At 68.0% G+C, this 25,574-nt stretch carries 15 protein-coding genes and 1 tRNA gene; 12 read left to right on the forward strand and 4 right to left on the reverse strand.

Annotated elements, in window-relative coordinates:
* Positions 1-15: 15 nt before the first annotated feature.
* The 5 genes from EIZ45_RS04140 (at position 16) to EIZ45_RS04160 (ending at position 12,198) form a co-directional block, all read left to right on the forward strand.
* On the forward strand, positions 16-2,907 hold the full coding sequence (locus EIZ45_RS04140; RefSeq protein WP_240690551.1) for a DEAD/DEAH box helicase: 2,892 nt from the start codon (positions 16-18) through the stop codon (positions 2,905-2,907).
* Positions 2,907-7,034 (forward strand): DNA methyltransferase, encoded by a 4,128-nt coding sequence (locus EIZ45_RS04145; protein ID WP_134661944.1) that lies wholly within the window; start codon positions 2,907-2,909, stop codon positions 7,032-7,034. Before EIZ45_RS04140 ends, EIZ45_RS04145 begins: the two co-directional genes overlap by 1 nt.
* The gene (locus EIZ45_RS04150) at positions 7,034-8,839 is read left to right on the forward strand and encodes a DUF4357 domain-containing protein (protein ID WP_134661945.1); all 1,806 of its coding nucleotides are present in this window, start codon (positions 7,034-7,036) and stop codon (positions 8,837-8,839) included. The genes EIZ45_RS04145 and EIZ45_RS04150 overlap by 1 nt, the downstream gene beginning before the upstream one ends.
* Positions 8,836-10,035, forward strand: a complete 1,200-nt coding sequence (locus EIZ45_RS04155) for an McrC family protein (RefSeq protein ID WP_134661946.1) — start codon at positions 8,836-8,838, stop codon at positions 10,033-10,035. The genes EIZ45_RS04150 and EIZ45_RS04155 overlap by 4 nt, the downstream gene beginning before the upstream one ends.
* A gap of 111 nt (positions 10,036-10,146) precedes the next feature.
* The gene (locus EIZ45_RS04160) at positions 10,147-12,198 is read left to right on the forward strand and encodes a UvrD-helicase domain-containing protein (RefSeq protein ID WP_240690552.1); all 2,052 of its coding nucleotides are present in this window, start codon (positions 10,147-10,149) and stop codon (positions 12,196-12,198) included.
* Between the two features lie 7 nt (positions 12,199-12,205).
* Here EIZ45_RS04160 and EIZ45_RS04165 read toward each other — a convergent pair whose 3' ends face one another.
* Positions 12,206-13,927, reverse strand: a complete 1,722-nt coding sequence (locus EIZ45_RS04165; protein WP_370318114.1) for a class I SAM-dependent DNA methyltransferase — start codon at positions 13,925-13,927, stop codon at positions 12,206-12,208.
* Positions 13,928-14,206: 279 nt separating this feature from the next.
* Between EIZ45_RS04165 and shbA the strand changes: the two genes are divergently transcribed.
* A complete protein-coding gene (shbA, locus tag EIZ45_RS04170) occupies positions 14,207-14,878 on the forward strand; it encodes an RNA polymerase sigma factor ShbA (RefSeq protein ID WP_134661949.1) in 672 nt (223 codons plus the stop codon).
* Positions 14,879-15,146: 268 nt separating this feature from the next.
* Here the strand turns inward: shbA and EIZ45_RS04175 are convergent.
* A tRNA-Thr gene (locus EIZ45_RS04175) sits at positions 15,147-15,222 on the reverse strand.
* 209 nt (positions 15,223-15,431) lie between these two features.
* On the opposite strand from EIZ45_RS04175, the gene EIZ45_RS04180 reads away from it, so the two are divergent.
* The 6 genes from EIZ45_RS04180 (at position 15,432) to EIZ45_RS04205 (ending at position 23,449) form a co-directional block, all read left to right on the forward strand.
* Positions 15,432-16,937: a threonine/serine exporter ThrE family protein gene (locus EIZ45_RS04180; RefSeq protein ID WP_134661950.1), complete on the forward strand. Its 1,506-nt coding sequence runs from the start codon at positions 15,432-15,434 to the stop codon at positions 16,935-16,937.
* A gap of 84 nt (positions 16,938-17,021) precedes the next feature.
* Positions 17,022-18,473 (forward strand): trehalose-6-phosphate synthase, encoded by a 1,452-nt coding sequence (locus EIZ45_RS04185; protein WP_037808125.1) that lies wholly within the window; start codon positions 17,022-17,024, stop codon positions 18,471-18,473.
* A 41-nt stretch (positions 18,474-18,514) separates the two neighbouring features.
* The gene (gene otsB, locus EIZ45_RS04190; protein WP_167756339.1) at positions 18,515-21,049 is read left to right on the forward strand and encodes a trehalose-phosphatase; all 2,535 of its coding nucleotides are present in this window, start codon (positions 18,515-18,517) and stop codon (positions 21,047-21,049) included.
* Positions 21,050-21,179: 130 nt separating this feature from the next.
* Complete coding sequence (locus EIZ45_RS04195) at positions 21,180-21,713, forward strand: hypothetical protein (protein ID WP_037808127.1); 534 nt, start codon at positions 21,180-21,182, stop codon at positions 21,711-21,713.
* Between the two features lie 39 nt (positions 21,714-21,752).
* On the forward strand, positions 21,753-22,358 hold the full coding sequence (locus tag EIZ45_RS04200; protein ID WP_043827190.1) for an RNA polymerase sigma factor: 606 nt from the start codon (positions 21,753-21,755) through the stop codon (positions 22,356-22,358).
* A complete protein-coding gene (locus EIZ45_RS04205; protein ID WP_134661952.1) occupies positions 22,355-23,449 on the forward strand; it encodes a hypothetical protein in 1,095 nt (364 codons plus the stop codon). The genes EIZ45_RS04200 and EIZ45_RS04205 overlap by 4 nt, the downstream gene beginning before the upstream one ends.
* Here the strand turns inward: EIZ45_RS04205 and radA are convergent, their stop codons facing one another.
* Positions 23,450-24,811 carry a DNA repair protein RadA gene (gene radA, locus EIZ45_RS04210; RefSeq protein WP_037808135.1) on the reverse strand — a complete coding sequence of 454 codons (1,362 nt, stop codon included), beginning with the start codon at positions 24,809-24,811 and terminating at the stop codon, positions 23,450-23,452. It abuts the gene before it with no gap.
* Between the two features lie 46 nt (positions 24,812-24,857).
* Positions 24,858-25,538 carry a hypothetical protein gene (locus EIZ45_RS04215; protein ID WP_134661953.1) on the reverse strand — a complete coding sequence of 227 codons (681 nt, stop codon included), beginning with the start codon at positions 25,536-25,538 and terminating at the stop codon, positions 24,858-24,860.
* Positions 25,539-25,574: the final 36 nt, after the last annotated feature.

Raw genomic sequence — 25,574 nt, forward strand, 5'->3', positions numbered from 1 at the left:
GAGATCATGACACTGATGACGACCTACACCGCTGGTTCGCTCGTGTCCGCCCGGGGCCGAGACTGGGTGGTTCTTCCTGAAAGTGCCGAAGACATGCTCGTGCTGCGCCCGTTGGGCGGCGCAGACGACGACGTCGCAGCGGTGTTCCCGGCATTCGAAGAAGTCCGCAGCGCCGAGTTCCGGCCTCCGGTTCCGGACGATCTCGGCGATGATCATGCGGCCGGTCTGCTGCGTTCAGCGCTGCGGATCGGCTTTCGTTCCGGGGCCGGGCCGTTCCGTTCGCTCGCCGGGATCGCGGTCGAACCCCGGGCCTACCAGCTGGTTCCGCTGATGATGGCGCTGCGGCAGCGCGTGGTCCGGCTGCTCATCTCCGACGATGTCGGGATCGGCAAGACCGTGGAGGCCGGTCTGATCGCGAGCGAGCTGCTGGCGCAGGGAACTGCCGAGCGCCTCGCTGTCTTGTGTTCGCCCGCTCTCGCCGAGCAGTGGCAAGAGGAACTGCGCGCCAAGTTCGGCATTGACGCGGAGCTTGTGCTCGCGTCCACTGTGTCCAGGTTGGAGCGGGGGCTCGATCTGGGCCAGTCGCTGTTCGACAAGTATTCGAACGTGATCGTCTCGACCGATTTCATCAAGTCGACCCGGCACCGGGACGACTTCGTGCGGCACTGCCCGGACCTGGTCATCGTCGACGAGGCGCACACCTGCGTCGCCGCCGAGGAGAGCGCATCCACGCAGAACCAGCTCCGCTACGAGCTGCTGCACAAGGTCGCGGCCGACGAAGACCGGCACCTGCTGCTGGTCACCGCTACGCCGCACAGTGGTAAGGAGGCCTCGTTCCGCGCACTTCTCGGCCTTCTCCGGCCTGAGCTCGCCCACGTCCAGATGGACTCCGACGCCGGACGACGTTTGCTGGCCGCCCACTTCGTGCAGCGCAAACGAGCCGATGTCCGCCAGTTCCTCACCACCGAAGACGGCTTGGCGAACGACAATCTGCGTGAGGACACGAAATTCCCCGCCGACCGCTTTTTCAAAGACGAAACCTACCAGCTCTCACCGGCCTACCGAGCGCTCTTGGACGACGCGATCGGCTACGCGAGCGACCGGGTGAACGCCGCCGGCGACCGGGGCAAGCGGGAAGCCCGGATCGCCTGGTGGTCGGCGATCGCGCTGCTGCGGTCGCTGGTTTCCTCGCCGCGCGCGGCCGCACAGACCCTGCGCACCCGCTCGGCCACTGCCGCTGCCGGGACCGCCGAAGAGGCGGATCGGCTGGGCGCACCACTCACCCGGGACTCGGGCGACGCTGACGCGCTGGAAGGACTCGACGTCGCGCCCGGTGCCGAAACTGAAGACGCCAGTGCCCGCCTCGCCGAGCTTGCCGAGCGGGCAGCAAAACTCGAAAGCCCCGGCGAGGACCGCAAGCTGGCGACCTTGGTCAAGCACCTCAAGGCGCTCTTGGCCGACGGCTATCACCCGATCGTCTTCTGCCGATACATTCCGACTGCCGAGTACGTCGCGGAGCAGCTGGACGGCAAGCTCGGTCGCAAGACCGTCGTGCGCGCCGTCACTGGCACGTTGTCGCCGCAGCAGCGGCTGCAGCGGATCGAAGAGCTAGCCGATCTGGCTGGCGAGGATCCGGCAGCCCGGCGCGTCCTGGTCGCCACCGACTGCTTGTCCGAAGGCGTCAACCTTCAGCATCATTTCGATGCCGTGGTGCATTACGACCTGGCGTGGAACCCGACCCGGCACGACCAGCGCGAAGGCCGTGTGGACCGGTTTGGGCAGAAGCGCGACACGGTCAAGGTCATCACTCTTTACGGCAGCGACAACGGCATCGACGGCAAGGTTCTCGAAGTTCTGATCAAGAAACACCGCCAGATCCGCAAGGACTTGGGCATCTCCGTTTCCGTGCCGGACGAATCGTCCTCGGCGGTCACGAACGCGGTGGTCGAGTGGCTGTTGATGCGCAACGAACGCCCAGAGCAGGCGAGTTTGTTCGACGTCGAGACGATCAAAGAGATGACCGGGCAGCTGGAAGCGGACTGGAAATCGGCGGCAGAGCGGGAAAAGGCGTCCCGTTCGCGATTTGCGCAGCGTACTATCCGTCCGGACGAGGTGGCCAAGGAAGTCCTATCCATCCGCGAGACCTTGGGCCGCGCTGAAGAAGTCCGCGAGTTCACCCGGCAAGCGCTCGCCTCGCTAGAGGCGGTGCTGCGCACCGATGAAAACGGCTTTACCGCCGACCTGAGCGGAACTCCGGTCGGCCTGCGGGACGCACTCGCCCCGGTCGTCGGAGGCGACGCCGTCGAAACCGGCCGCCCCGTGCCGTTCCGCACCACGTCCGCGGTAGCCCGAGGCGAAGCCGCGTTGGTGCGCACGGACCCCGTCGTGGGGGCTATCGCCGGTTACGTGCTCAACGCCGCGCTCGACGATCAGACCGCTGGGCGACGCCCGGCGCGCCGATGCGGGGTGATCCGCACGAAGGCGGTCGAAACGCGGACCACGCTGCTGCTCGTGCGCTATCGGTTCCACCTGACCCTGCCTTCCCGGGCTGGCGAACGACAGTCGGTCGCCGAGGACGCCCGGCTGGTCGCGTTCCAGGGCTCGCCTGCCAAGGCTATTTGGCTCGATCCCGCAGACGCCTTGGCGTTGGCCGATATCGCCGCGGACGAAAACACCGATCGCGAATTCGCGGTCCGCACAATGGCGCGGGTTCTCGACGCGCTCGACGAAACGAAGCCGCACCTGGACAAGTACGGCGACGAACTCGCCGCCCAGCTGCTGGAATCCCACCGCAGCGCCCGCCGCGCAGCTGCGGAGATCGTCCGCGGCGTGACCGTGGCCGCACAGAAGCCGGCCGACATTCTCGGTGCCTATGTCTACCTGCCGGTCTCTGGAGGAACCGCCTGATGTCCAGCGCAGCCCGCAACCAAGTCTTCACCGCGGTCCAGACGATCGGCGGTCTTCTGCCCGCAGACATGCTGGTCCGCATCTCCGAGGGCAAGGACGTCGCCGGTTCGCTCCCTGCCGACTACCGCGTCGTCGGTTCACGGTCGGTACGCGACGACGCGGAACGCCATTGGGACTATCTCAAGTCGCTCTGGTCCGAGCTGCGGTCCCAGCTCCCGGCCGCCGCCGATCCGGACACGCCGGCCGACCACACCGGCTTGGCGGTTTCGGGGTGGCTGCTGCCCCTGTTCGACGAGCTCGGATTTGGCGAGCTGACCCGGCTCGGTGCCACCGGAATCGCGTCCGATGACGGCACCAAGACGTTCGACGTCAGCCATCGCTGGAACCATGTACCGATCCACCTGGCACCGTGGAATGTCCTGCTGGACAAGCGACCCGGCGGCGCGGGCACTGTTCCGGCGCAATCGCTGGTCCAGGAGTTGCTGAACCGTACGGACGCACATCTGTGGGGCGTCGTCACCAACGGCCGCCAGCTGCGGCTGCTGCGCGACTCCAGCGCCCTGGCGACCGCCTCCTACGTCGAGTTCGACTTGGAAGCGATCTTCGACGGCGAGCTGTTCAGCGAATTCGTCCTGCTGTACCGACTGCTGCACGTCACGCGGTTCGCGGTCGACCAGGAGGCGGCACCGTCGACGTGCTGGCTGGAGAAGTGGCGGACAGACGCCATCGCGTCGGGCACCCGCGCGCTCGACAGCCTGCGGATCGGTGTCCAGAACGCGATCACCACGCTCGGCACCGGGTTCCTCAAACATCCCGCGAACTCAGTGCTGCGAGAGAACATCGACGTCGGCGCGCTGCACAATGCGTTGCTGCGGCTGGTCTATCGTTTGCTGTTCGTCTTCGTCGCCGAAGACCGCGATGCCCTGCACCATCCCGACGCCAGCGACCAGGCGCGCGAACGCTACGCGCGCTACTTTTCGACCGCCAAGCTCCGCGCTCATGCCCGGCGACGCAAAGGCACCGCGCACGACGACCTCTACCGAGCGTTGCGAATCGTGCTCGATGCGCTCGGCGATGTCGATGGCCGGCCCGAACTCGGCTTGCCCGGCCTCGGCGGCATCTTCGACGATACCGAGGCCGACGCACCGCTGCGCGGCCTCTCGCTGTCGAACGCCGCGCTCCTGACGGCGGTGCGCCATCTCGCACAGGTACGCGATGTCGGCTCTCGGCGGTGGCGATCGGTGGACTACCGCCATCTCGGTGCTGAAGAACTCGGCTCGATCTACGAGTCGTTGCTGGAACTCGTGCCGCACCACAGCGCGGTGGACCGAGAGTTCAAGCTGGTCGAGCTGGCCGGCAACGCCCGCAAGACCACCGGCTCCTACTACACGCCGGCGTCACTGATCGCGTTGCTGCTGGACACCACGCTGGACCCGGTCATCGACGACGCCGTAAAGCGGGGCGAACAGGCCGCTACGGCGTCCGGTCATTCAGATCCGACTGAGTCTATTGTGGACGAACTGCTGGCTCTCACAGTATGCGACCCGGCCTGCGGATCGGGCCACTTCCTCGTCGCCGCCGCACGTCGCATCGCCAAACACGTCGCAGCGGTCCGGGAACGCAACCCCGAGCCGACCGTCGACGCCGTGCAGCACGCCTTGCACCAGGTCATTGCCCGGTGTATCTACGGGGTAGACCTGAATCCGATGGCCGTCGAGCTGGCCAAGGTTTCGCTGTGGCTGGAGGCCCTGGAGCCCGGCAAGCCGTTGGACTTCCTGGACGCCCACGTCAAGTGCGGCAACGCTCTCATCGGCGCGACCCCGGCGCTGCTGCGCGCTGGTATCCCGGAAAGCGCGTTCAAACCGATCATTGGTGATGACGCCGGAGTTGCCCGCGATCTGGCGAAGCGCTCCCGCACTGCGCAGATGTCACTGTTCGACGTCACCACGACGGTCCGCGTCGTGAACACCGACCTTGCGCATGAGTTCCGGACCATCGCGGCCGCACCGTCCGACAAGCTGGCGGACGTCCGCAAACAGGCAGTGCGGTATGCCGAGGTGGAAGCGGCACCCGACTACCGCACCGTACGGGAGGTGGCCGACGCCTGGTGCGCGGCGTTCCTGTGGCACAAGACTCTCGACGCGCCGAAAGCCATCACTCAGGACGTGTTCCTCGCGTTGCAGGACCCCGACGACGACTCCGTGCCGGCGGCAACCCGAGCCGAGATCACCCGACTGCGCACGCAATACCGGTTCCTGCACTGGCATCTGGCGTTCCCCGAGATCTTCACCGTCCCCGCCGGCGGCGCCGGCGTCGATGAACATACCGGCTGGGCAGGCGGCTTCTCCTGCGTCGTCGGCAACCCGCCCTGGGAGCGGGTGAAGATCCAGGACAAGGAGTTCTTCGAGGCGCACGGCCGGGACGACATCGTCAAGGCGAAAACCGCCGCGATCCGCCGGGTAATGATCGACGAGCTGGCCGACTCGGTTGACGACGCGCCGCTCCACGCTGCCTATCTCGACACGCTGCGCACCTCCGACGGCATCAGCCACGTGCTGCACAACAGTGGCCGCTATCCGCTCACTGGTCAGGGCGACATCAACACCTACAGCGTGTTCGCCGAAACGATCCGGGCGATCGTCGGGCCCGAAGGCGCGGCGGGCGTCATCACGCCGACCGGGCTCGCGACCGACAAGACGACCGCCCCCTTCTTCGCCGACACGCTCGAAGCCAAACGGTTGATCGCTTTCTACGACTTCGAGAACGAGGCGAAGATCTTCGCTGGTGTTGATCACCGCGTTCGGTTCGCAATCACCGCGATGAGCGGCTCTCGCTGGCAAGCGGACACGACACGGTTCGCCTTTCTCACCCGATACGTCGAGGACGTCCCCGAGCGCCGGTTCGAGCTCAGTGCGGACGAGGTGCTGGCGATCAACCCGAACACCGGCACCCTGCCGATGTTCCGCACCCGCACCGACGCCGAGATCACGCTTGGTGCCTACCGCCGGCACCCCGTCCTCATCCGAGATGCGGGCGACCAGAACCCCTGGGGTCTGTCATTCGGGACACTGTTCCACATGGCCAACGACTCCGGGTTGTTCCAGCAGCCTGACGCACTCGCCGACGCGGAGTTCGACGGCTGGGCGTATCACCGAGGCGGCGATGAGTTCCTCCCGCTGTACGAGGCGAAGATGCTCGGCCATTTCGACCACCGCTTCTCCACCTACCGCGACGCCACCCAGGCCCAGCTCAACGTCGGGGCGCTGCCCCGTCCCACGGCCGCCCAGCACGACGACCCGTATATGGAGCCGCTCGCCCGTTACTGGGTGGCCCGCCACGAGGTCACCGACGCCTTGGACGGCCGAGGGAAACGCGGCAAACTGTCCGGCCGCGGCGACCCTGCCGGGCACGATGTGCCAACGGCGCGTCAGAAGCGGTGGGACCGGGACTGGCTGCTGAGTTGGAGGAAGATCGCGCGAAGCAGTGACGCGCGGACCTTCGTTCCATCCGTCTTGCCGATGGGTGCAGCTGGGGACTCGTGTCTAATCGCATTTCCAAACAAACCTGAGCATGGCTACCTGCTTCACGCCGTATGGTCATCGCTGATATTCGACTACGTTGCTCGGCAAAAGTTGAGCGGCACAAACATCCAGTACCACGTGATGAAGCAATTTTCCTGCCCGACCCCTGTCGCTTTCGACGAGCTGGTGCCGTGGCAGCCGGCCCGATCGCTAGCAGAGTGGGTGATCCCGTACGTGCTGGAGCTGTCCTACACCTCGCGGCGCTTGCGGCCGTACGCACAGGAGATGGGCGACGAAGGCCCCCCGTTCCGCTGGGACCCTGCGCGCAGGGAGCTGCTGCGCGCCGACCTCGACGCCGCATTCATGCACATATACGGCCTCACTCGGCAGGAGGCCGAGCACGTGCTGGACTCGTTCTTCGTGGTGCGCAAGTACGAGGAGCGCGACCACGGCGAGTTCCGTACGAAGCGCCTCGTTCTCGACGCCTACGACCGCATGGCCGCCGCCATCACGAACGGCGGCACCGGCTGGTCACCGCTCGCTGACATCCCCGCCGGCCACGGACCCCGCCATCCCGCAGCCACCGCAACCGGCGAGGAGTCCTGATGGCCTATCCCGAGTTTCAGCTCCAGCACCCACGTGGTGGCCCCATCGCTCGCGGACGGTTGCTGGAGGAGAAGGGCTCCAACGGAAGCCAGCAGTTCGTCGTGCTGGCCGGCTCGCCCGCGCGGCCGGACGTGGTGCCGTCGTTTTCAGTCCACATGTCGTCGTCCCATCGACTCCGCGAGCAGATCATCGACGATCACCGGATGACCGAGTCCACAAGCTGGCCGGGATTCCTGGAAACGACCCAAGACATCGTCTGCAACTCACCATCGGCCGCCGCAGAGATCCTGCTCGGGCGGAGCGCCAACGGCTTCCTCGAATGGAAGTCCGCGGAGGGGCATCCGCTCTCCGATTTCATTTCCGCGCCGTCACAAGGAACTCAGCGCACCTGGTTGATCCGCGGGTCCAATGTGACCGGTTTTGATCTCGTCCAACGACTGTGGCTGCCCGACGAACTGGTCAGCCTCGCCGGAGCCCGCCTGCGCGGAGTCACCGGGGAAACTTGGACGAAGGATCAGCTCCGTACAGTCGTCGATGAGGATTACGAGTCGGTGCTGACGTATTCCCAGCGGCAATGGCTCGTCGACGACCTGCACGCGTTCCTCTCGAAGATGAAGCCGGGCGACACGATCTGCACGATCTCCAACGGCCTCGTCTATGTCGGGGAGATCACCGGCGACGCCGTACAAGTCATGTCAGACGGCGGGCGTTCGAACCTTCGCCGGCCCGCGGAATGGCAGAGCGGCGGCTATCCTTACGACGAGCTTCCCGAGGAGCTGCAACAGAAACTCTCCATCCAGCAGGATGTCGTCGACCTCACCTCGGTCGCGGGGCTGGTCGCCGGACTCGGGCGCAGCGACCGAGAGCTTGCCGAGGAGGCCGACGATGCGAGCGGCGATTCCAGTCTGGAGATGGCCGCGCTCGTCGCCCGTCGCGAGCTGGAACTGCCTGAACCAACGGACAAGCTACTCGAGGACACGCTGGTCCACGACATCGGCTGGCTCAACGAAGTACGCGAACTCCTGTGGGACGACCGTCAGCTGATCTTCTACGGACCGCCCGGGACGGGCAAGACCTACCTGGCACTGAAACTGGCCGAGTTCTTCGGCAGCGGACCCGAGCAGGTGAAGCTCGTACAGTTTCATCCGTCCTACGCCTACGAGGACTTCTTCGAAGGCTTCCGACCCCAGGAAGATCCGAAGACGCGCGAGGTTGCCTTCCGGATCACCGCCGGACCGCTGCGCGAACTCGCCGACCTCGCGGCGAGCGAGGGCAATCGGCATGTGCCGCATTTCCTGGTGATCGACGAGATCAACCGCGCCAACCTCGCCAAGGTGTTCGGCGAGCTGTACTTCCTGCTTGAGTACCGCAACCGGTCGGTCCGGCTCACCTACTCCGGCAACGACTTCGCGCTGCCGCCCAACCTGTTCGTCATCGGGACCATGAACACCGCAGACCGGTCGATCGCGCTGGTCGACACAGCGATGCGGCGCCGGTTCGCGTTCGTCGAACTGTCGCCGCGCGCCGAACCGACGAGCGGACTCCTGCGCCGATGGCTAAAGCGTGAGGGCCGCGACACCGAACCCGCAGACCTGCTCGACGCACTCAACGCCCGCATCGCCGATCCCGACTTCCGGATCGGTCCTTCCTACCTGATGAAGCCTGGCGTGTACCGCGACGGCGGACTGGAACGCACCTGGCGGACAAAGATCCAGCCACTGCTCGAAGAACACCACTACGGCGAAGGCATCGACGTCGAGAAACGCTACGGTTTAGCGGCCCTGCGCTCGGCGATCACGTCATGAGCCCCGTCGAGCTGGTCGAGTTCGGGCCTGAGCGCTCGATCGAGCTCGACGATGAAGAAGGACGCGCGCTGACGAGCGTGCGGGCCATCGAAGCAGCGCCGGACCCATTCATGCCCGGTCACTGGCGAGTCCGAGCCAAAGGTACGGTCGGCGTCGCCACGCTGCACCTGCCCGGTGGCGGCTCGCTGGAACTGCGCATCACCCCCAAGCTGCCCATCGCCCGGCTGCTCTACCTGCTCGGTTTCCGCCGGAATGGCAGCGGCTGGCGGGACGAGGATGTCCAGGTCGCCGCCGACGAAGAGCTGATGCCCGCTCTCGCCCGACTGTTCGCAGGCCAAGCTGACGCCGCACTTCGCCAGGGCCTGATCAAGGGATACCGCAGCGTGGACGAAACCGCGCTGATCATGCGCGGACGCGTCCGAATGTGCGAACAAGCCCGCCGTCATCACGGACGGCTCATGCCGCTGGAAACGACGTATGATGAGTTCACCGAGGACATCGCCGAAAACCAGCTCCTCCGGACCGCCGGCGAACGCCTGCTGCGGATGCCAAGCGGTATTCCCGACGCGGTCCGCACACGACTGCTCCGGCTCCGGGCACAATTGACCGAAGTCACTCCGATCCCACGTGGTTCCGCCCTACCCTCCTGGCAGCCCAGCCGATTGAACGCTCGTTATCACTCCGCCCTCCGGCTGGCCGAGATAGTGCTCCACGGCTACTCGGTGGAAAACGCACCAGGTGACGTGACAGTTAGCGGATTTCTTTTCGACATGGCGCGCGTGTTTGAGGATTTCGTGACCGCGATGCTGTTGGACGAACTCAAATCGGAACCCGGCTATTGCGCCTCGCAGGCGACCGTCCACCTCGACGAAAAGGGCGCGATCCGCATGATTCCGGATTTCGTCCGCTACGCCGAGGACGGCACCCCGCTCGCCGTCGCCGATGCGAAGTACAAGGCCGAGAAGCCATCCGGTTTTCCCGACGCAGACCTCTACCAGATGCTCGCCTACTGCACCGCGCTGGGACTTCCTTCCGGTCACCTCCTCTACGCCAAAGGCAATGCACCGCAGGAAACGCACCGTGTCCGACGTTCCGGCATCGTCATCCATCAGCATGCAGTGGATCTCGACCAATCTCCGGCCGGACTACGCCGGTCGATGCACGCACTGTCCCGATTCCTGATACCGGGGATATGATCCGCTACCATGCCTCAGCTCGGATTCGCGCAGACCTTCTGGGACACTTACGACACCCTCGACCGGCAGGTCAAATCCGGCGTCCGCAAAGCAATGCAGAAGTTCCAGCAGTTGACTGTCGCTGAGCTGCATGCGGACAAAGGTCTGCACCTGGAGTCGGTCGACAACGCACGTGATCCCCGTATGCGCACCATCCGTGTCACGAAATTCTGGCGCGGAGTCGTGCTGGCACCCGACGACGGAAGCGACATTTTCCTGCTGCTGAACGTCGTCGCCCACGATGACGCCTACGGCTGGGCCGCGAAACGGCTGTACACCGTTAACACCGCCACCAGGGCAGTCGAGGTCCGCAACGTCGTCGCGATCGAGCAGCTCACGCCACCGCTGGAGCAGGCGGCGAGCCAGTCACCGACCCTCCTGTTCGCCAAACACTCCGACACCGTGCTGCGCGATCTCGGCGTCGACGACCAGGTGTTGCGAGCCGCCCGAGCGATCACCGACAAAGGGCAGCTGGACGCGTTCGGCGGGCTCTTTCCTGAAGACCAGTTCGAGGTCCTGCAGTTCCTCGCCGAAGGGTTCACTCCCGAAGAGGTCTACCGCGACGTCGTGGCCGAACGGCGCCCTGCCGAAGCTGATGACGCCGACGACAGCCTGGCACGGGCAATCATCAATACCCGTAGCCGGATCACCCTTGTCACGAACCCGGACGAGCTCACCGAAATCCTGGAGAAACCATTCGCCGCATGGCGAGTGTTCCTGCACCCTTCGCAGCGCCGCGTGGCCTATCGGGTCTCGTTCAACGGTCCGGCCCAGGTCACCGGCGGCCCGGGCACCGGCAAAACCGTGGTGGCCCTGCACCGGGTCAAGCACTTGCTGTCTCGGTCTGCCGACAGCCGCATCCTGCTCACCACCTTCACGAACGCGCTCGCGAAAAGCCTCCGCGAGAATCTGGCGCTGCTGGTCGAGGACGACGATCTGCTGGCACGGGTACAGGTGACCACCGTCGACTCGTACGCAAACCGCGTGGTCCGGGAAGTCTCGGGACGCGGACCGTCCCCGATCACCGACGCCGACGAACGACAGATCTGGCGACGGATCATCCGTGCCCAGCAATTGCCGTGGTCGGAACAGTTCCTGATGCAGGAGTTCCGCCACATCGTGCTCGCGCAGCAGGTACGCACGGCCAAGGACTACCTGCTGGCCGACCGGCGCGGCCGCGGGGCGTCCCTGCGCCCAGCCCAGCGAGCGACAGTCTGGCCTGCGGTCGAAGCGTTCCAGGCTGCACTGGACGCAGCGGGGACCACGACTCATCTCCAGATCTGCGACCAGGCAGCGGAATTTTTGGCCAAATCGGAGGCCCATCGCTTCGACCATGTCGTCGTGGACGAAGCACAGGATCTCCACCCGGCGCAGTGGCGGGCTCTACGGGCCGCTGTCAAGTCCGGACCGGACGATCTCTTCGTCACCGGCGACCCGCATCAGCGGATCTACGATTCGCGCGTATCGCTGCGCGCAGTCGGCATCTCCGTCGCCGGACGCAGCAGCCGATTGCGCGTCAACTACCGCAGCACCGCGGAAATCCTTGCGTGGGCCACCAGCGTGATCGATGGAACGCCCGTCGAGGAACTCGGGGGTGAAGGTACCGACAACCTCGCCGGCTACCGCTCGCTGCTGCATGGCAAGCGGCCGATCAGCATGGGTTACTCGTCTGCACAGGAGGAAGCTGCCGGGGTGGTCGAGCACGTACGCGGCTGGCTCGACCAGGGAGTGCAGCCATCCGAGATCGCGGTCTGCGCACGGTTCAACCTGACACTCGACAAAGTGCACGACCAGCTGAAGGGAGCGGGGGTGTCCTCGGTGCGGGTCAAGGACCAACCCGGCCCGGACGTCGAAGGCGTGCGACTGGCGAGCATGCACGCCATGAAGGGGCTGGAGTTCCGGTGCGTCGCGGTCGTCGGTGTCAACGAGAAAGCGGTACCGTTCGCCAAGGAGATCACCCCCGCCGAGGTTGACCGGCGACAGCATGAGAACGATCTGCTCAAGGAGCGCTGTCTGTTGTTCGTGGCCTGCACCCGTGCGCGCGATGCTTTGGCAGTGTCGTGGAGCGGTCCCCCGAGCCCGTTTCTGCCCAGCCCCGGGCGATCGCAGCGCAGGGCGAGCTGAGCAGGTCTCACTCCCCGGGTTCCACGCCCCCGTCGGCAAGTCCGTCGATCAACTGCGCTGCCAACTCCGCCCCCAAGCCGACTGCGTCGTTCAGCTCGGCCTGGAACACCGCGATCCGGCGAAACGCATCGCCCACAGTGCGCTGCCGGTCCAGGTCAAGGACCGGCACCTCAACCCGCCGGACATCCGTCCGATGAACCCCCGACAGCGTCGACGCCACGGCTCGCGGCTTCATTCCGCGCAGGTGGCCGCACAGGAAATGCGCGTCCATCCGGGTTTGATCCACGCGAAGGAGCTGCAGGTTCGGACCGAGCGCCAGTCCTTCCTCTTCGATCACCAACGGTCGAACGGCACCGTCGCCGGCCGCCAGCAGAGGGACGACGACATCGCCCGGTCGGAGGAGTACTGCGGACGTCTCGGCATCAGCACAACGCTCGGCGGGAGCTTGGCCGGTCAGGACATCTCTGCCGGTGAGGAGACGTGGACCATTGCCAGACTCGCTGGTACGCAGCGGCGCGGTCTGCTGAAGGAGCGTCACAGCACCAGCGCGGGCCAAGTCGCCGACAGTTGTCATCGCTCGGGTCATGCGCGTTGCTTTCCGCACGGGCGGCAGCTGCTCGGCAAGGTTGCCCAGCAGCTGCGACAACCGTGACCGTGACACAGCGACCGCGGCGAGGTCGAGCTCGACCGGTGCCTGCGGAAGGTGCCGCGCAGGAGTTAGGTCGACGTCCTCGTCCAGCAGGTCGATGGGTTCGACGACCCGGCATCTGCCCGGAATTTCCGTCACCGCGCCGGTATCCCGGAACTCCTGCCAAGCGCTCAGGACCGCGGCCTCCAGCGCGGGCCAGTCGACCAGGCCCCGGCGCGGGGGCTGATGATGGCTCGCGTCGACCAGCAGGACAGGGTTGGCGCGCTGTTCGGACGGGTTGCGCAGGATCCACAAATGCACAGCAATCCCGGTGGACATCAACGCTCCGGCCGGCAACGCGACCACTGCCCGGACCGCGCCGCGACGAAGTAGCGCTTGCCGGATGACCCGGCCCGACCGACGGCCGGAGACTCCGGCCGGCAGCGCGATCACCACCGTCCCGCCGGGCTTCGCGTGAGCCAGGCAGTGCTGCACCCACGCGAGCTCAGGTTCACCCTTCACCGGGAAGCCGTACTCCCAGCGCGGGTCCACGGCTAGGTCTTCGTGGCCCCAATCGCGGTAACCGAAAGGGGGGTCGCAAAGGACGAGGTCAGCGCGCAGGTCGGAAAACGCATCGGCCCGCAATGCGTCGCCGACGGCGACGTCTGCGCGCAGGCGTGCACCGGCGAGCCGAGCCAGCGTCGGGTCCACCTCCTGCCCGACGAGAACGTTGCCGTCCGGAACCGCATGCAGGAGGTTGCCGGGGCCGCAAGCGGGGTCGAACACCGTGCCGTTGACTGGACATGCCAGCGCGACCATCAAGTGCGACAGACCCGAAGGCGTCACCAAGTGTTGACGTTGCTGACGATCGAACGCGCGGGAACAGAGTGACTCGACCAACTCTGCGCGCTCGCTCCCAGCTAGGCCGTCGAGTAGATCGCGGACCTCGACCGGAGGCACGGCTCCCGGCTGGCCCACGAGATAGGCCGCGACATCGGCGACGAGGTCCAGAGCATTCGGCTGCGCGTCCAGCACTCGCCAGACCTCGTCAGCCGCAGTCGCGTCAGCGAGCTTGCCCTGCTTGCGCAGCCATTGCTCCACCTCGGTCCGCCGGAACGACGTACCACCACCGGCCCCGATCACCGGTTCGGGGAAGTCCGGGTGCCGCTTCCGCCAGTTGCTCACTGCCGCCCGGCCCACATTGGCCAACCGGGCGATCTCCGCCGAGGTCACCGTCCCCTCGTCTGACATGCCCACCTCCCCATATTTCGAGCGTTAGCGTAACACGACAGAAGATATCCTGTTGACTGTGAACATGCGTGCGAGTTAGGTTAGTCGCGTCAACATCATTGATCGTGCAACCGAGGGCGAGGCGCTGTCATGACTCTCCGCACTGAGCCCGACATCGACCTTGATTCGATCGCCAAAGCCGCAGGCGACGGTGATCGGGCTGCGACCGCCGCACTGCTTGGGGCCATTCAGCCCAGGGTCATCCGGTACTGCCGGGCGCGGATCAGCTCCTCGCGCCAGGGCTACGCATCGGCCGACGACGTCGCCCAGGACACACTGCTCGCAGTGTTCACCGCGCTTCCGCGGTATCGGCATACCGGAGGCCACTTCCTCGCCTTCGTCTTCGGCATCGCCTCACACAAGGTGGCCGACTTCCATCGCAAGCAGCAGCGCGACCGCTCCACCGCCGTCGCCGACATCCCGGACCGAGCAGATTCCGACAATGAGCCGGAGCAGGCCCTGCTGCAAGGAGAACTGCAGGACATGCTGCGAGCGCTAATGGACACGTTGCCGGCCGCGCAACAGGACATCCTCGTGCACCGGATCATCGGCGAGATGACCTCTGAGAAAACCGCCGAGTTGCTGTCGTCGACCCCCGGCGCAGTACGAGTGGCCCAGCACCGCGCCCTCGACAAGCTCCGCCGTCGCCTGGCCAGCAATGAATTCGTGCCTGCGAGCTCCCCAGCCGGACACGATCGGGCCGAGCACTGCCGAGTGGAGCGCGCGATCCCCCACCGCCACCTCCATGCCAACTCCCCATGACCCGCAGTCCACAGATGCCAGGACTCCACGTCAGCCCGCACAGATTGGCCGCCCCCAGCCGAAGCAACACGGAGCACAGCCGGCACGAGCAACTGTCCACTATGGACAAATTTCCCTCAAAGCGGACTTGGCAGCCGAGCCCCTTCCGGCCGACTCGCAGCCAGACACAGCGAGCAACGATGTGAACGTTCGTGATGCATGCCCGGTACTTGCCGCAACAAGTTAATGCTGACTTGCATTAACTGAGCAGCTCAAAGCCTGTTTTTCCTGGAGCCGGCAAGGGGGTTCGAACCCCTGACCTTCTGTTTACAAGACAGATGCTCTACCAACTGAGCTATACCGGCACGCACCCGGCGACGGGCGCGCCGAAAGTATATCGGGCCGCTTCCGCCGCACCCGGACAACCCGCCCTAACTCCCAGGTCAGCACCGGAAATCGGCAAGATCCAACCCCATGCGGCACGATCGGTGGCAGGTGTGTCGGACACCACTGCAACAGCTGGGGCGGTACGGCCGATGGTCCCCGGGAACGAACGAGGAGGTGGGGATCGATCATGAAGATCAACGAGCGTGCCGGCCAGGGGGCCGCCCGCAGACGGTGGCCGATTCTCGAGCCTCCGCACCCGCGCTCCAGCCAGCGGCATCGGCCGAATCTGCTGCGCCGGCGCGCTTGGCACATTCTCGAGGCTCCGACCGCCGAACAGCCCGCGGTCGAGTCCGAGGAGGCGATCGGTCCCAAGCCGCCGGACGACGCGACCGTCAACTTCGTCCTGGATCTCACTCTGCGGATCGGCGAAGTGCAGATGGCCAGCGGCGCCGGGGCTTCCGACGTCACCGCGACCATTCTCGCGCTCACCTCCGCGCTCGGGCTGCCGCACTGCGAGGTCGACGTCATCTTCACGTCGATCACCGTCACCTGTCACCGCGGGACCGACCTCGCGCCGGTGACCGCGTTGCGAGTGGTCCGTTCACGCAGTCTCGACTACACCCGGCTGACCGAGACCGAGGCGCTCGTGCGCCAGATCGTCCGCGGCAACACCGGGGCGGAGGAAGCGGTCACCGAACTGGACCGGATCACCTCCGCGCCGCACCCGTACGCGCGCTGGACCGCGACCGCCGCCTGGGGCGGGCTGGCCGGGTTCATCACGCTGCTGCTCGGCGGGGGCCTCGACATCGCGCTTGTCGCGATGGTCATCTCCGCCGCGGTCGACCGGATCGGCAGGCTGCTCAACAAGGTCAACCTGCCGTTCTTCTTCCAGCAGGTGGTCGGCGGGCTGTTCGCGACGCTGTCGGCGATGGTCATAGTCAGCAGCAACATCCTGACCACTGACCGGCCGACGCTGGTGGTCGCGGCGGCGGTCACCGTGCTGCTGTCCGGGCTCTCCACGGTTTCCGCGGTGCAGGACGGGATCACCGGCTATTACGTCACCGCGTCCGGCCGCACGATGGAAACCGCGTTGATGAGTGCCGGGCTGATCGCGGGCGTCGTGCTCGCGCTGCGCCTCGCGGTGATGCTCGAACTGCCGCGCACGCCGCTGCCCGACGTCCCCGCCTCGACCGCGCAGCACTTGCCGATCATCGTCGTCGGCGGGGCCGGCGCGGCCGCCTGCTTCGCGCTCGCGTCGTACTCGAAGCTGCGCGCGATGCTCGTCGCCGCCGCGGCGGGTGCGATCGGTGCGCTCGTGTACGGCGCGTTGATCATCGCGACGCTCGACGCGGTGAGCGCTTCGGCGGTCGCGGCGACGCTCGTCGGGTTCTGCGGCGGCGTGATGGCGCGGCGGCTGAAAGTTACTCCGCTCGTGGTCGCCGTGTCCGGGATCACTCCGCTGCTGCCCGGTCTCTCCACCTATCGTGGTCTATACCAATTAGCGGTTTCGCCAGGCGGGAACATCTCGACCCTGATGACCGCGGTCGCCATCGGGCTCGCCCTCGCGGCGGGCGTTGTACTGGGCGAATACCTCGCCCAGCCGGTCCGCACCGGCCTCGGCAGGCTCGAGCGGAAGCTCTCCGGACCCCGGCTCGCCGGGCCGATGGAACCGACCGAACGGCGTTTGGAGTAACCAGTTGGTCACCGGCCGGTCACTCCTCGCGCGCTAGGGTTTCTCTTGGGGCCGCGACCCGCCGAGGACGAGGGAGCAGCTGGAGTGACTGACGCGATTGCCGACCGGAACAGCGGACCGTCCGCGGATTTCGTCGTGGTGGCCAACCGGCTGCCCGTCGACCTCGAACGGACCGCGGACGGGGAACAACGCTGGACCGCCAGCCCGGGCGGACTCGTTTCGGCACTCGAACCGTTCCTGCGCTCCCGCAAGGGCGCGTGGGTCGGCTGGCCGGGCGTGCCGGACGTCGACGTGGACGAGTTCGACGACGACGGCCTCGTCCTGCACCCGGTGTCGCTCAGCTCGGCCGAGGTCCGCGACTACTACGAGGGCTTCTCCAACGCCACGCTCTGGCCGCTGTACCACGACGTCGTCGAACGGCCGGTCTTCGACCGGTCGTGGTGGGACAGCTACGTGAAGGTCAACCGCCGCTTCGCCGAGGCCAGCGCCGCCGTCGCCGCGCAGGGGGCGACCGTGTGGATCCAGGACTACCAGCTGCAACTGGTGCCCCGGATGCTCCGCGAACTGCGGCCCGACCTGCGCATCGGCTTCTTCCTGCACATCCCGTTCCCGCCGGTCGAGCTGTTCATGCAGCTGCCGTGGCGCGCGGAGATCGTGCGCGGCCTGATCGGCGCGGACCTGATCGGCTTCCACCGGCCCGGCGGCGCGCAGAACTTCCTGTGGCTGGCCCGGCAGCTGGTCGGCCTCGAACCCACCCGCGGCGCGGTCGGCGTGCGGTCCCGGCCGGGCATGGTGCAGGTCGGCGACCGCACGGTGCGCGTCGGCGCGTTCCCGATCTCCATCGACGCGGCCGGCCTCGACTCGCTCGCCCGCAGCAAGGGCGTCGTCGAGCGGACCAAGCAGATCCGCCGCGACCTCGGCAACCCGAAGACGGTGCTGCTCGGCGTCGACCGGCTCGACTACACCAAGGGCATCGACCTGCGGCTGCAGGCCCTGCACGAACTGCTGCACGAAGGCCGTCTCGAACCCGGCGACGTCACGTTCGTGCAGCTGGCCACCCCGAGCCGCGAACGCGTCGAGCACTACCAGCGGATGCGCGGCGAGATCGAGCAGATGGTCGGCCGGATCAACGGCGAGTTCGCCCGCGTCGGCCACCCGGTCGTGCACTATTTGCACCAATCCGTGAACCGCACCGAGCTGGCCGCCTTCTTCTCCGCGGCCGACGTCATGGTGGTGACTCCGCTGCGCGACGGGATGAATCTCGTCTGCAAGGAGTACGTCGCGTGCCGCCCCGATCTCGGCGGCGCGCTGGTGCTCAGCGAGTTCGCCGGCGCCGCGGCCGAACTGACCAGCGCTTTCCTCGTCAACCCGCACGATCTGGACGGGGTGAAGAACGCGTTGGAGGCTGCCATTACGCTCGACCCCGCCGAGGGCCGACGCAGGATGCGCGCCATGCGTCGCCAGGTCCTCACCCACGACGTCGACCGGTGGGCGCGTTCGTTCCTCCAGGCGCTGGGTGCCGAACCGGCCGACTGACCCCCTCCCCCGTACCGCGCTGGACCTCCTGAGGAGGAGTGTTGACCGCCGAGGCGTTGCCCGCGGAGCTACGGCGCGCGATCGTGCAGATCGCCCGTACCCCGCGCCTGCTGGTCGCCTGCGACTACGACGGCACGTTGGCCCCCATCACCGCGAACCCGGACGAGGCGCGGCCGCTGCCCGAGTCCGTCGGCGCGTTGAGATCGCTCGCCGGCCTGCACGAAACGACCACCGCCGTGATCTCCGGCCGGGCTCTGCGGGACCTCGCGACGCTGTCGCGGCTGCCGTCCGAGGTCAACCTGGTCGGCAGCCACGGGTCCGAGTTCGACATCGGCTTCATCCACGCGCTCGACGAGGACGCGAAGGCGCTGCACCGGCGGCTCGAACACGAGCTGGAACAGCTGGTGCTCGACGTGCCCGGGGTGTCGCTCGAGGTCAAGCCGGCGAGCATCGCGGTGCACGTGCGCCGCGCCGAGCACAACGCGGGCCGGCGCGTCCTCTCGGACGTGCACGAAGGCCCGTCGAAGTGGGAGGGCGTCACGACCACCGACGGCAAGGAAGTCGTCGAGCTGGCGGTCGTGAAGACCGACAAGGGCAACGCGCTGGACACCCTGCGCCACCAGGTCGGGGCCACCGCGGCGGTGTTCCTCGGCGACGACGTCACCGACGAGAAGGCGTTCGCCCGGCTCGCCGGTCCGGACCTCGGCATCAAGGTCGGCGACGGCGAATCGCTCGCCGAGTACCACGTGCCCGACACCGTCGACGTCGCGATGGTGCTCGCGTTCCTCCTGGAAGAGCGGCGCAACTGGCTGTACGGCGAGTCCGCGCCGCCGATCGAGCGGCTGTCGCTGCTCGCCAACGAGCGTTCGGTCGCGCTGGTGACGCCGGACGCGAAGCTGACCTGGCTGTGCCACCCCGGCCCGGACGCCCCCGCGGTGTTCGCCGACCTGCTCGGCGGCCCCGGGGCCGGGCATTTCTCGATCAAACCGCACCGCAACGGGCTCCCGCTCGGCCAGCGGTATCTGCCGAACACGATGACGGTCGAGACGCGCTGGTCGCGACTGCTCGTCACGGACTATCTCGAGCCGGAAAGCCCCGGGCACCGCACCGACCTCGTGCGCGTGATCTCCGGCGAGGCGGTGGCACAGGTCGTGTTCGCGCCGCGGCCGGAATTCGGCGGCGTGCCGGTGCGGCTGGTCGCCGAGGCCGAGGGCCTGCGCGTGCTGGGCACGTCGGAGCCGTTCGTGCTGCGCTCGCCCGGCGTCGAATGGTCGATCGCCTCCGACGGGCTGCAGGACACCGCGACCGCGCTCGTCCAGCCGACGCCGGAGCAGCCGGTGGTGCTCGAATTGCGCTGCGGCACCACGGATCTCTCCGCGCACGAACTGTCCGAAGTGGACCGCCGGGACCGGGCGGGCCGGTACTGGAGCGACTGGGCGGCGAAGCTCAAGCTGCCGACCGTGCAGACCGAACTGGTGCGCCGCTCCGCGCTGACCCTGCGCGGGCTGGTCAACACCGACACCGGCGGCGTGCTGGCCGCCGCGACGTCGTCGCTGCCGGAGGAGATCGGCGGGGTCCGCAACTGGGACTACCGCTACTGCTGGATCCGCGACGCCGCGATGACCGTGCGCGAACTGGTGCACCTCGGTTCGCACGAGGAGGCCGAGGGCTACCTGAAGTGGTTGCACGGCGTGCTCGCCACACTGGCCGGCCCGGAGCGGCTGCACCCGCTGTACACGCTGGCCGGAAGCGTCATCGGCGCGGAGGCGGTCATCGAATCGCTGCCCGGGTACGCCGGTTCGCGGCCGGTGCGCGTCGGCAACCTCGCCAACCACCAGGTGCAGCTCGACGTGTTCGGCCCGGTCGTGGAACTGGTCGCGACGCTGGCGGAGGTGCGCGGCGAACTGCGCGACGAGGACTGGCAGATGGTGCGCGCGATGGCCGAGGCCGTCACGCGGCGCTGGAACGAGCCGGACCACGGCATCTGGGAAGAGCGGCACGTGCCGCGGCACCGGGTGTACTCGCGGGTGATGTGCTGGGTGACCATCGACCGCGCGGTGCGGCTCGGCGACGAGTACGGCCGCGACGTCCCCGGCGCCTGGCCGACGCTGCGCGACCAGATCAAGGCCGACGTGCTCGAGCACGGCTGGAACGAAGAGGTGCAGGCGTTCACCACCGCCTACGACGGCACCGACCTCGACGCGGCGTCCCTGTTCGTGGGCCTCACCGGCCTCATCGACCCGGCGGACGACCGGTTCCAGAAAACCGTGACGGCGATCGAAGCCGAACTGCGCAGCGGTTCCACGGTGTACCGCTACCGGCGCGACGACGGCCTTCCCGGCGGCGAGGGCGGCTTCCACATCTGCGCGGCCTGGCTGATCGAGGCGTACCTGTGCACCGGGCGGCGCAACGAGGCCGAGGAGCTGTTCGCGCAGATCGTCGACGCGGCGGGCCCGACCGGGCTGCTGCCCGAGCAGTTCGACCCGGTCGCGGAGCGCTCGCTCGGCAACCACCCGCAGGCGTACTCGCACATCGGCCTCATCCGGTGCGCGAATCTCCTTGCCGAGAAGGCTTGATCAGGCAAGCCCGTTAGCACGCCTCGGTGACAAGTGCCGTGAAGGCCGCCTTGCCGGAATCGCATTCCGTTAAGGTGGTCTTCACGAGCATTTGCACGTTCGTTCGGGTTGCCGGCGCGGAGGTGATGCGGTGAAGCAGTACTACGGGCAGCAGTCCGCGGAGTACGCCCCGCTGCCGCCGTTGTTCGCCGCCCGGGTGCGCGTCGCGTCCGTGGTCATCGGGGTTTCGCTGGCGATCGGCACGCTGCTCGTTTTCGGCATCACCGCGCTCGTGAACCGTCCGCTGCACGGGCACAGCCTGCCGCGCGGGCTGCTCGGTCTCGCCGCGCTGCTGCTGCCGATGCTGTCCGTGCTCGCCATCGCCGTGGTCGTGCTGTCCGCACGCCGCTGCCTGCAAGGCGACTACCTGGTGACCGCCAGGGCCCGCGGCACGCGCGCGACGCTGACCGCCTGCTTCACCGTGCTGTCGATCAGCTGCCTGATCGCGCTCGGGGTGTCCGCGCTGGTGGATCTCTGGGGCAACCACGGCAAGCTCGGCCTGCCCGAACTGCTCGCGACCTTCGCGAATTTCGCCATCGGCCTGATCGGCTACAGCGCCGGGCTCTGGTTCGTCCGGCCGTCGGTGAGCACGCTGGAGAAGTTCAGCGACCATCCCATCTGGTGAGGCCGTGAACGCTCGCCCGCGCCGCGGGCAAGAGTGGGTATGCAGGTGACCCACGACGGTCCCGAGCCGGTGTCGACCGGCCCGCAGGACCGCCCCGACCTGGGCGGACCCGATCCCGCCCCGGCCTTCGGGCGGCTGTTCGACGCGCACGCGGCGACCATGCACCGCTACCTCGCGCGCCGCGTCGGCCCGGATGCCGCGCACGATCTCGTCGCCGAGACGTTCCTCGTCGCGCTGCGCCGCCGGGAGTCGTACCAACCGGAGCTGGGCACCGCGCGCTCGTGGCTGTACGGGATCGCGACGAACCTGCTGCGCCACCACGTCCGCAGCGAAACCCGGGCGCTGCGAGCCACCGCGCGGCTCGCGAATTCCGGCGACCGCGGCCACGGCGGACACGACACCAGGGTCGCCGAGCAGGTGGACGCACAGGCCCGCGCGGCACAGCTGGCCGGCGCGCTCGCGAAGCTGAGCGTCGCCGACCGCGACACGCTGCTGCTGGTCTCGTGGGCCGGGCTGGAACCGGTCGAAGTCGCCGAGGCGCTCGGCATCCCGCCGGGCACCGTCCGTTCGAGACTGCACCGGATCCGCAGATGGCTGCGCACCAACGCAGGCGCGTCGACCCGCGAGGAGGCGAAAGACCAGTGAACGACGACACCGTGCGGCATCTGTGGTCCGATGCCGAACTCGACGAGGCCCTCGCCGCGCTGCACCCGCACGAGACGGCCACCGACCGCACCGAACTCGACCGGGCCCGCGCGAGCATGATGCGGGCCGCCGCGGCAGTGAGCGAATCGGCAGAACCGGTTGTCCCGCAACGGAAAAAGCGCTCCGGCGCGTGGCGGTGGATCGCCGTGGCCGCGGCGGTCGCGCTCGTCACCGGCGGCGTGGTCGTGGTCCGGGAACTCGCCACCGCGCCGACGACGCTGGCTCCCGCCGGCCCGGCCGCCCCGGTGGACCGGCGCGAAGCGGGCGCGCCGTTCACCCACGTCGTGACCAAGTACAGCCGCGCCGTGCTGGTGAGCGGGAGCAGTGTGTTCAGGGTCCCGGAACAAGTGGACCTGTGGATCCCGGCCGATCCGTCCGGCGTCTGGAAACGTCGCTGGACCCGCGCCGAACCGCCGACGTTGCTCGGCGGGGATCCCCGGGACAGCGCGAAACTGCCGGGGCCATCCCAGGCCGAGGAGTCCGCGCCCGGCGGGCGGTTCACACGCGACGCGCGCTTCCCCGGAGACGAGGCCTCCACCACTCAGCTGGGCTGGTCCCAGCCGACCCCGGACTTCGTCGCGGGCCTGCCGACCGACCCGAACCAGCTGACCAATCGCCTCCTGAAGGACCGCATCCCTCCGGAGTTGTCGCCGACGCGCGACGGGCCGCTGCCGCAGCCGTTGAACTACAACGCTCCGGATGGCCCCACCCTCATCACCTATCCGTCGGCGACCGGGATGATCCTGAACGTCCTCGCTTCCGGGTACGCGTCGCGCGAGCTGCGGGGCGCTTTCGTGAAAGCGATGGACAACCCGGTGCTCGGCTTCCAGTTGGTGCAGGACGCTCCGGACTTCGTGCAATACGCGGTGCTCGCCGGCCCGTACCGAGTGCTCGTCTCGCTCAACCGGACACAGCTTCAGCTGACCGACCTCCAAGTGCTCTCCGCGAGCCGCGGCACCGGATTCGCGCCCGGCACTTTGGTCAGCTCCGCGCAATTCTCCTCCGAGACCACCGACCGGGCGGGAGACTGATCATTTCGCGTGGTTCGCCGCGTTGAGCGCGCTCGCCACGTCGGGCACCTCCAGCACTCGGATGCCGTCCGGGAGCTTGCCGGAATCCGGCGGCACCAACGCGTGCGTGAAGCCGAGCCGGGCCGCCTCGGCCAGCCGCCGCCCGACGTTCGGCACCCGCCGGATCTCGCCCGCCAGCCCGACCTCGCCCACCGCGACCAGCCGGGGCGACAGGGCCACGTCGTGCAGCGACGAGGTCAGCGCGAGCACCAGCGCCAGGTCGATGGCGGGCTCGGTGATCTTCATGCCGCCGACCGTCGCGACGTAGACGTCCTTGTCGCCCAGCTTCAGCCGGCCGCGCTTCTCCATCACGGCGAGCACCATGGCGACCCGTGCCGAATCGAGGCCGCTCACGGCACGCCGCGGCTGTGGCATCCCGCTGCTCGACACCAGCGCCTGCACCTCGCCCAGCAGCGGCCGCTTCCCCTCGACCGCGACCGTGACCGCGGTGCCCGGCACCGCTTCCGCGGTCCGGCTCAGGAACAGACCGGACGGGTCCGGCACCCCGACGATGCCTCCCTCGGTGAGCTCGAAACAGCCGATCTCGTCCGCCGCGCCGAACCGGTTCTTGATGCCGCGCACCATTCGCAGCGTGGAATGCTTGTCGCCCTCGAATTGCAGCACCACGTCCACCAGGTGCTCGAGCACGCGCGGACCGGCGACCGAACCGTCCTTCGTGACATGTCCCACGAGCAAGACCGGCAGCCCGCGTTCCTTGGCGAGCGCGACGAGCCCGGAGGTGACCGCGCGAACCTGCGTCACCCCGCCCGGCGAGCCCTCGACCTGCGGCGATGCCATGGTCTGGACCGAATCGACGATCAGCACGCCCGGCTTCACCGCGTCGACGTGCCCGAGGATCGCGGACAGGTCGCTCTCCGCCGCGAGGAACATCTCACCGTGCACGTTGCCGGTGCGCTCGGCGCGCAGCCGGACCTGTCCCGCGGATTCCTCGCCGGTGACGTACAGCGAACGCCCCGCCGTGACCGCCCATTGATACGCGACTTCGAGCAGCAGCGTGGATTTGCCGACCCCGGGTTCACCGGCCAGCAGCGCGACCGCGCCGGGCACGAGCCCGCCGCCGAGCACCCGGTCCAGTTCCGGCACGCCGGTGGCCTTCGCCCTGGCTGCCTCGACGTCGACCTCGGCGATCGGCCTCGCGGGCGCGCTCGGCGCTCCGGCGGCCACCCGCGCGATCGCCGGTTTCGCGGAGCCGCGCTCCTCGAGCGTGCCCCACGCCTGGCATTCCGGGCAGCGACCGACCCACTTCGCCGTTTCGTACCCGCATTCCGCGCACCGGTGGACGGTGCTGGTCTTCTTCACCACTCCGCGAGGCTATCGGCGGACACCGACAAAACTCGCGGCGACGCGGTCAGGAGCCCGCGTGCGCGGGTGCCGCGACCGGCAGCTCGACCACGATCGGGCCGGCGTTCTGGAAGGTGAAGGTGACCTTGATCGTCGCGCCCGGCCACAGCGGCTGCTTGAGGCCCGGCAGCACGACCTTGCCGGAGCCGAGCTGGCTCGCCGCGCCGCCGCTCTCGCCCGTCTGCGGCGCGTTCGACGCCGAGTTGGGGGCCGAGCTCGCCGAGCTGCTCGGGGCGGAGCTGGGCGCGCCGCTGGCCGGCTGGTTCGCGTCGGAGGCGGGCGTGCTGTTCGCCGACTCCGACTGCGGCGGGGCGCCCTGCTCGACCGCGTCGGCCGGGCCGATCACGAGCGAGTGGCCGGCGACGATCGCCGTGTCCCCGGAGATCTGCGCGGGGCCGGAAGCGCCCTCGGAGGTCACCGAGACGAGCTTGTCGTCCTGCTGGCCCTGGTTGATCACGGTGAGCGTGAGCGGGGCGGGCGAACCGGCCGCGTAGCCGGGGCCCTGCGCCGGGTACTGCACCGCGGCGTTGCGCAGCACGATCGTCTTCACCTGGGCGTAGGTGCCGTTGACGGCGGGCTGCTGGGTGTCGGTCTGAGTGATCTGACCGGCTCCGCAACCGGCGAGCACGAGTGCGGCGCCGAGCGCCGACACGCCTGCGCCGAGCACGCGGCGATTCTGCAGCCTCACGTCAGAGTCCTTCCCTTTCACGGCCTCGTCCTTCCC

It is taken from the genome of Amycolatopsis sp. CFH S0740, from assembly GCF_004522315.1.
Lineage (GTDB): Bacteria > Actinomycetota > Actinomycetes > Mycobacteriales > Pseudonocardiaceae > Amycolatopsis > Amycolatopsis nivea.

What these genes read in the sequence shown, in the direction of transcription:
- EIZ45_RS04140 (WP_240690551.1), top strand. Translation starts at nt 16, where the DNA reads ATGACGACCTACACCGCTGGTTCGCTCGTGTCCGCCCGGGGCCGAGAC.
- EIZ45_RS04145 (WP_134661944.1), top strand. Translation starts at nt 2,907, where the DNA reads ATGTCCAGCGCAGCCCGCAACCAAGTCTTCACCGCGGTCCAGACGATC.
- EIZ45_RS04150 (WP_134661945.1), top strand. Translation starts at nt 7,034, where the DNA reads ATGGCCTATCCCGAGTTTCAGCTCCAGCACCCACGTGGTGGCCCCATC.
- EIZ45_RS04155 (WP_134661946.1), top strand. Translation starts at nt 8,836, where the DNA reads ATGAGCCCCGTCGAGCTGGTCGAGTTCGGGCCTGAGCGCTCGATCGAG.
- shbA (WP_134661949.1), top strand. Translation starts at nt 14,207, where the DNA reads ATGACTCTCCGCACTGAGCCCGACATCGACCTTGATTCGATCGCCAAA.
- EIZ45_RS04180 (WP_134661950.1), top strand. Translation starts at nt 15,432, where the DNA reads ATGAAGATCAACGAGCGTGCCGGCCAGGGGGCCGCCCGCAGACGGTGG.
- EIZ45_RS04200 (WP_043827190.1), top strand. Translation starts at nt 21,753, where the DNA reads ATGCAGGTGACCCACGACGGTCCCGAGCCGGTGTCGACCGGCCCGCAG.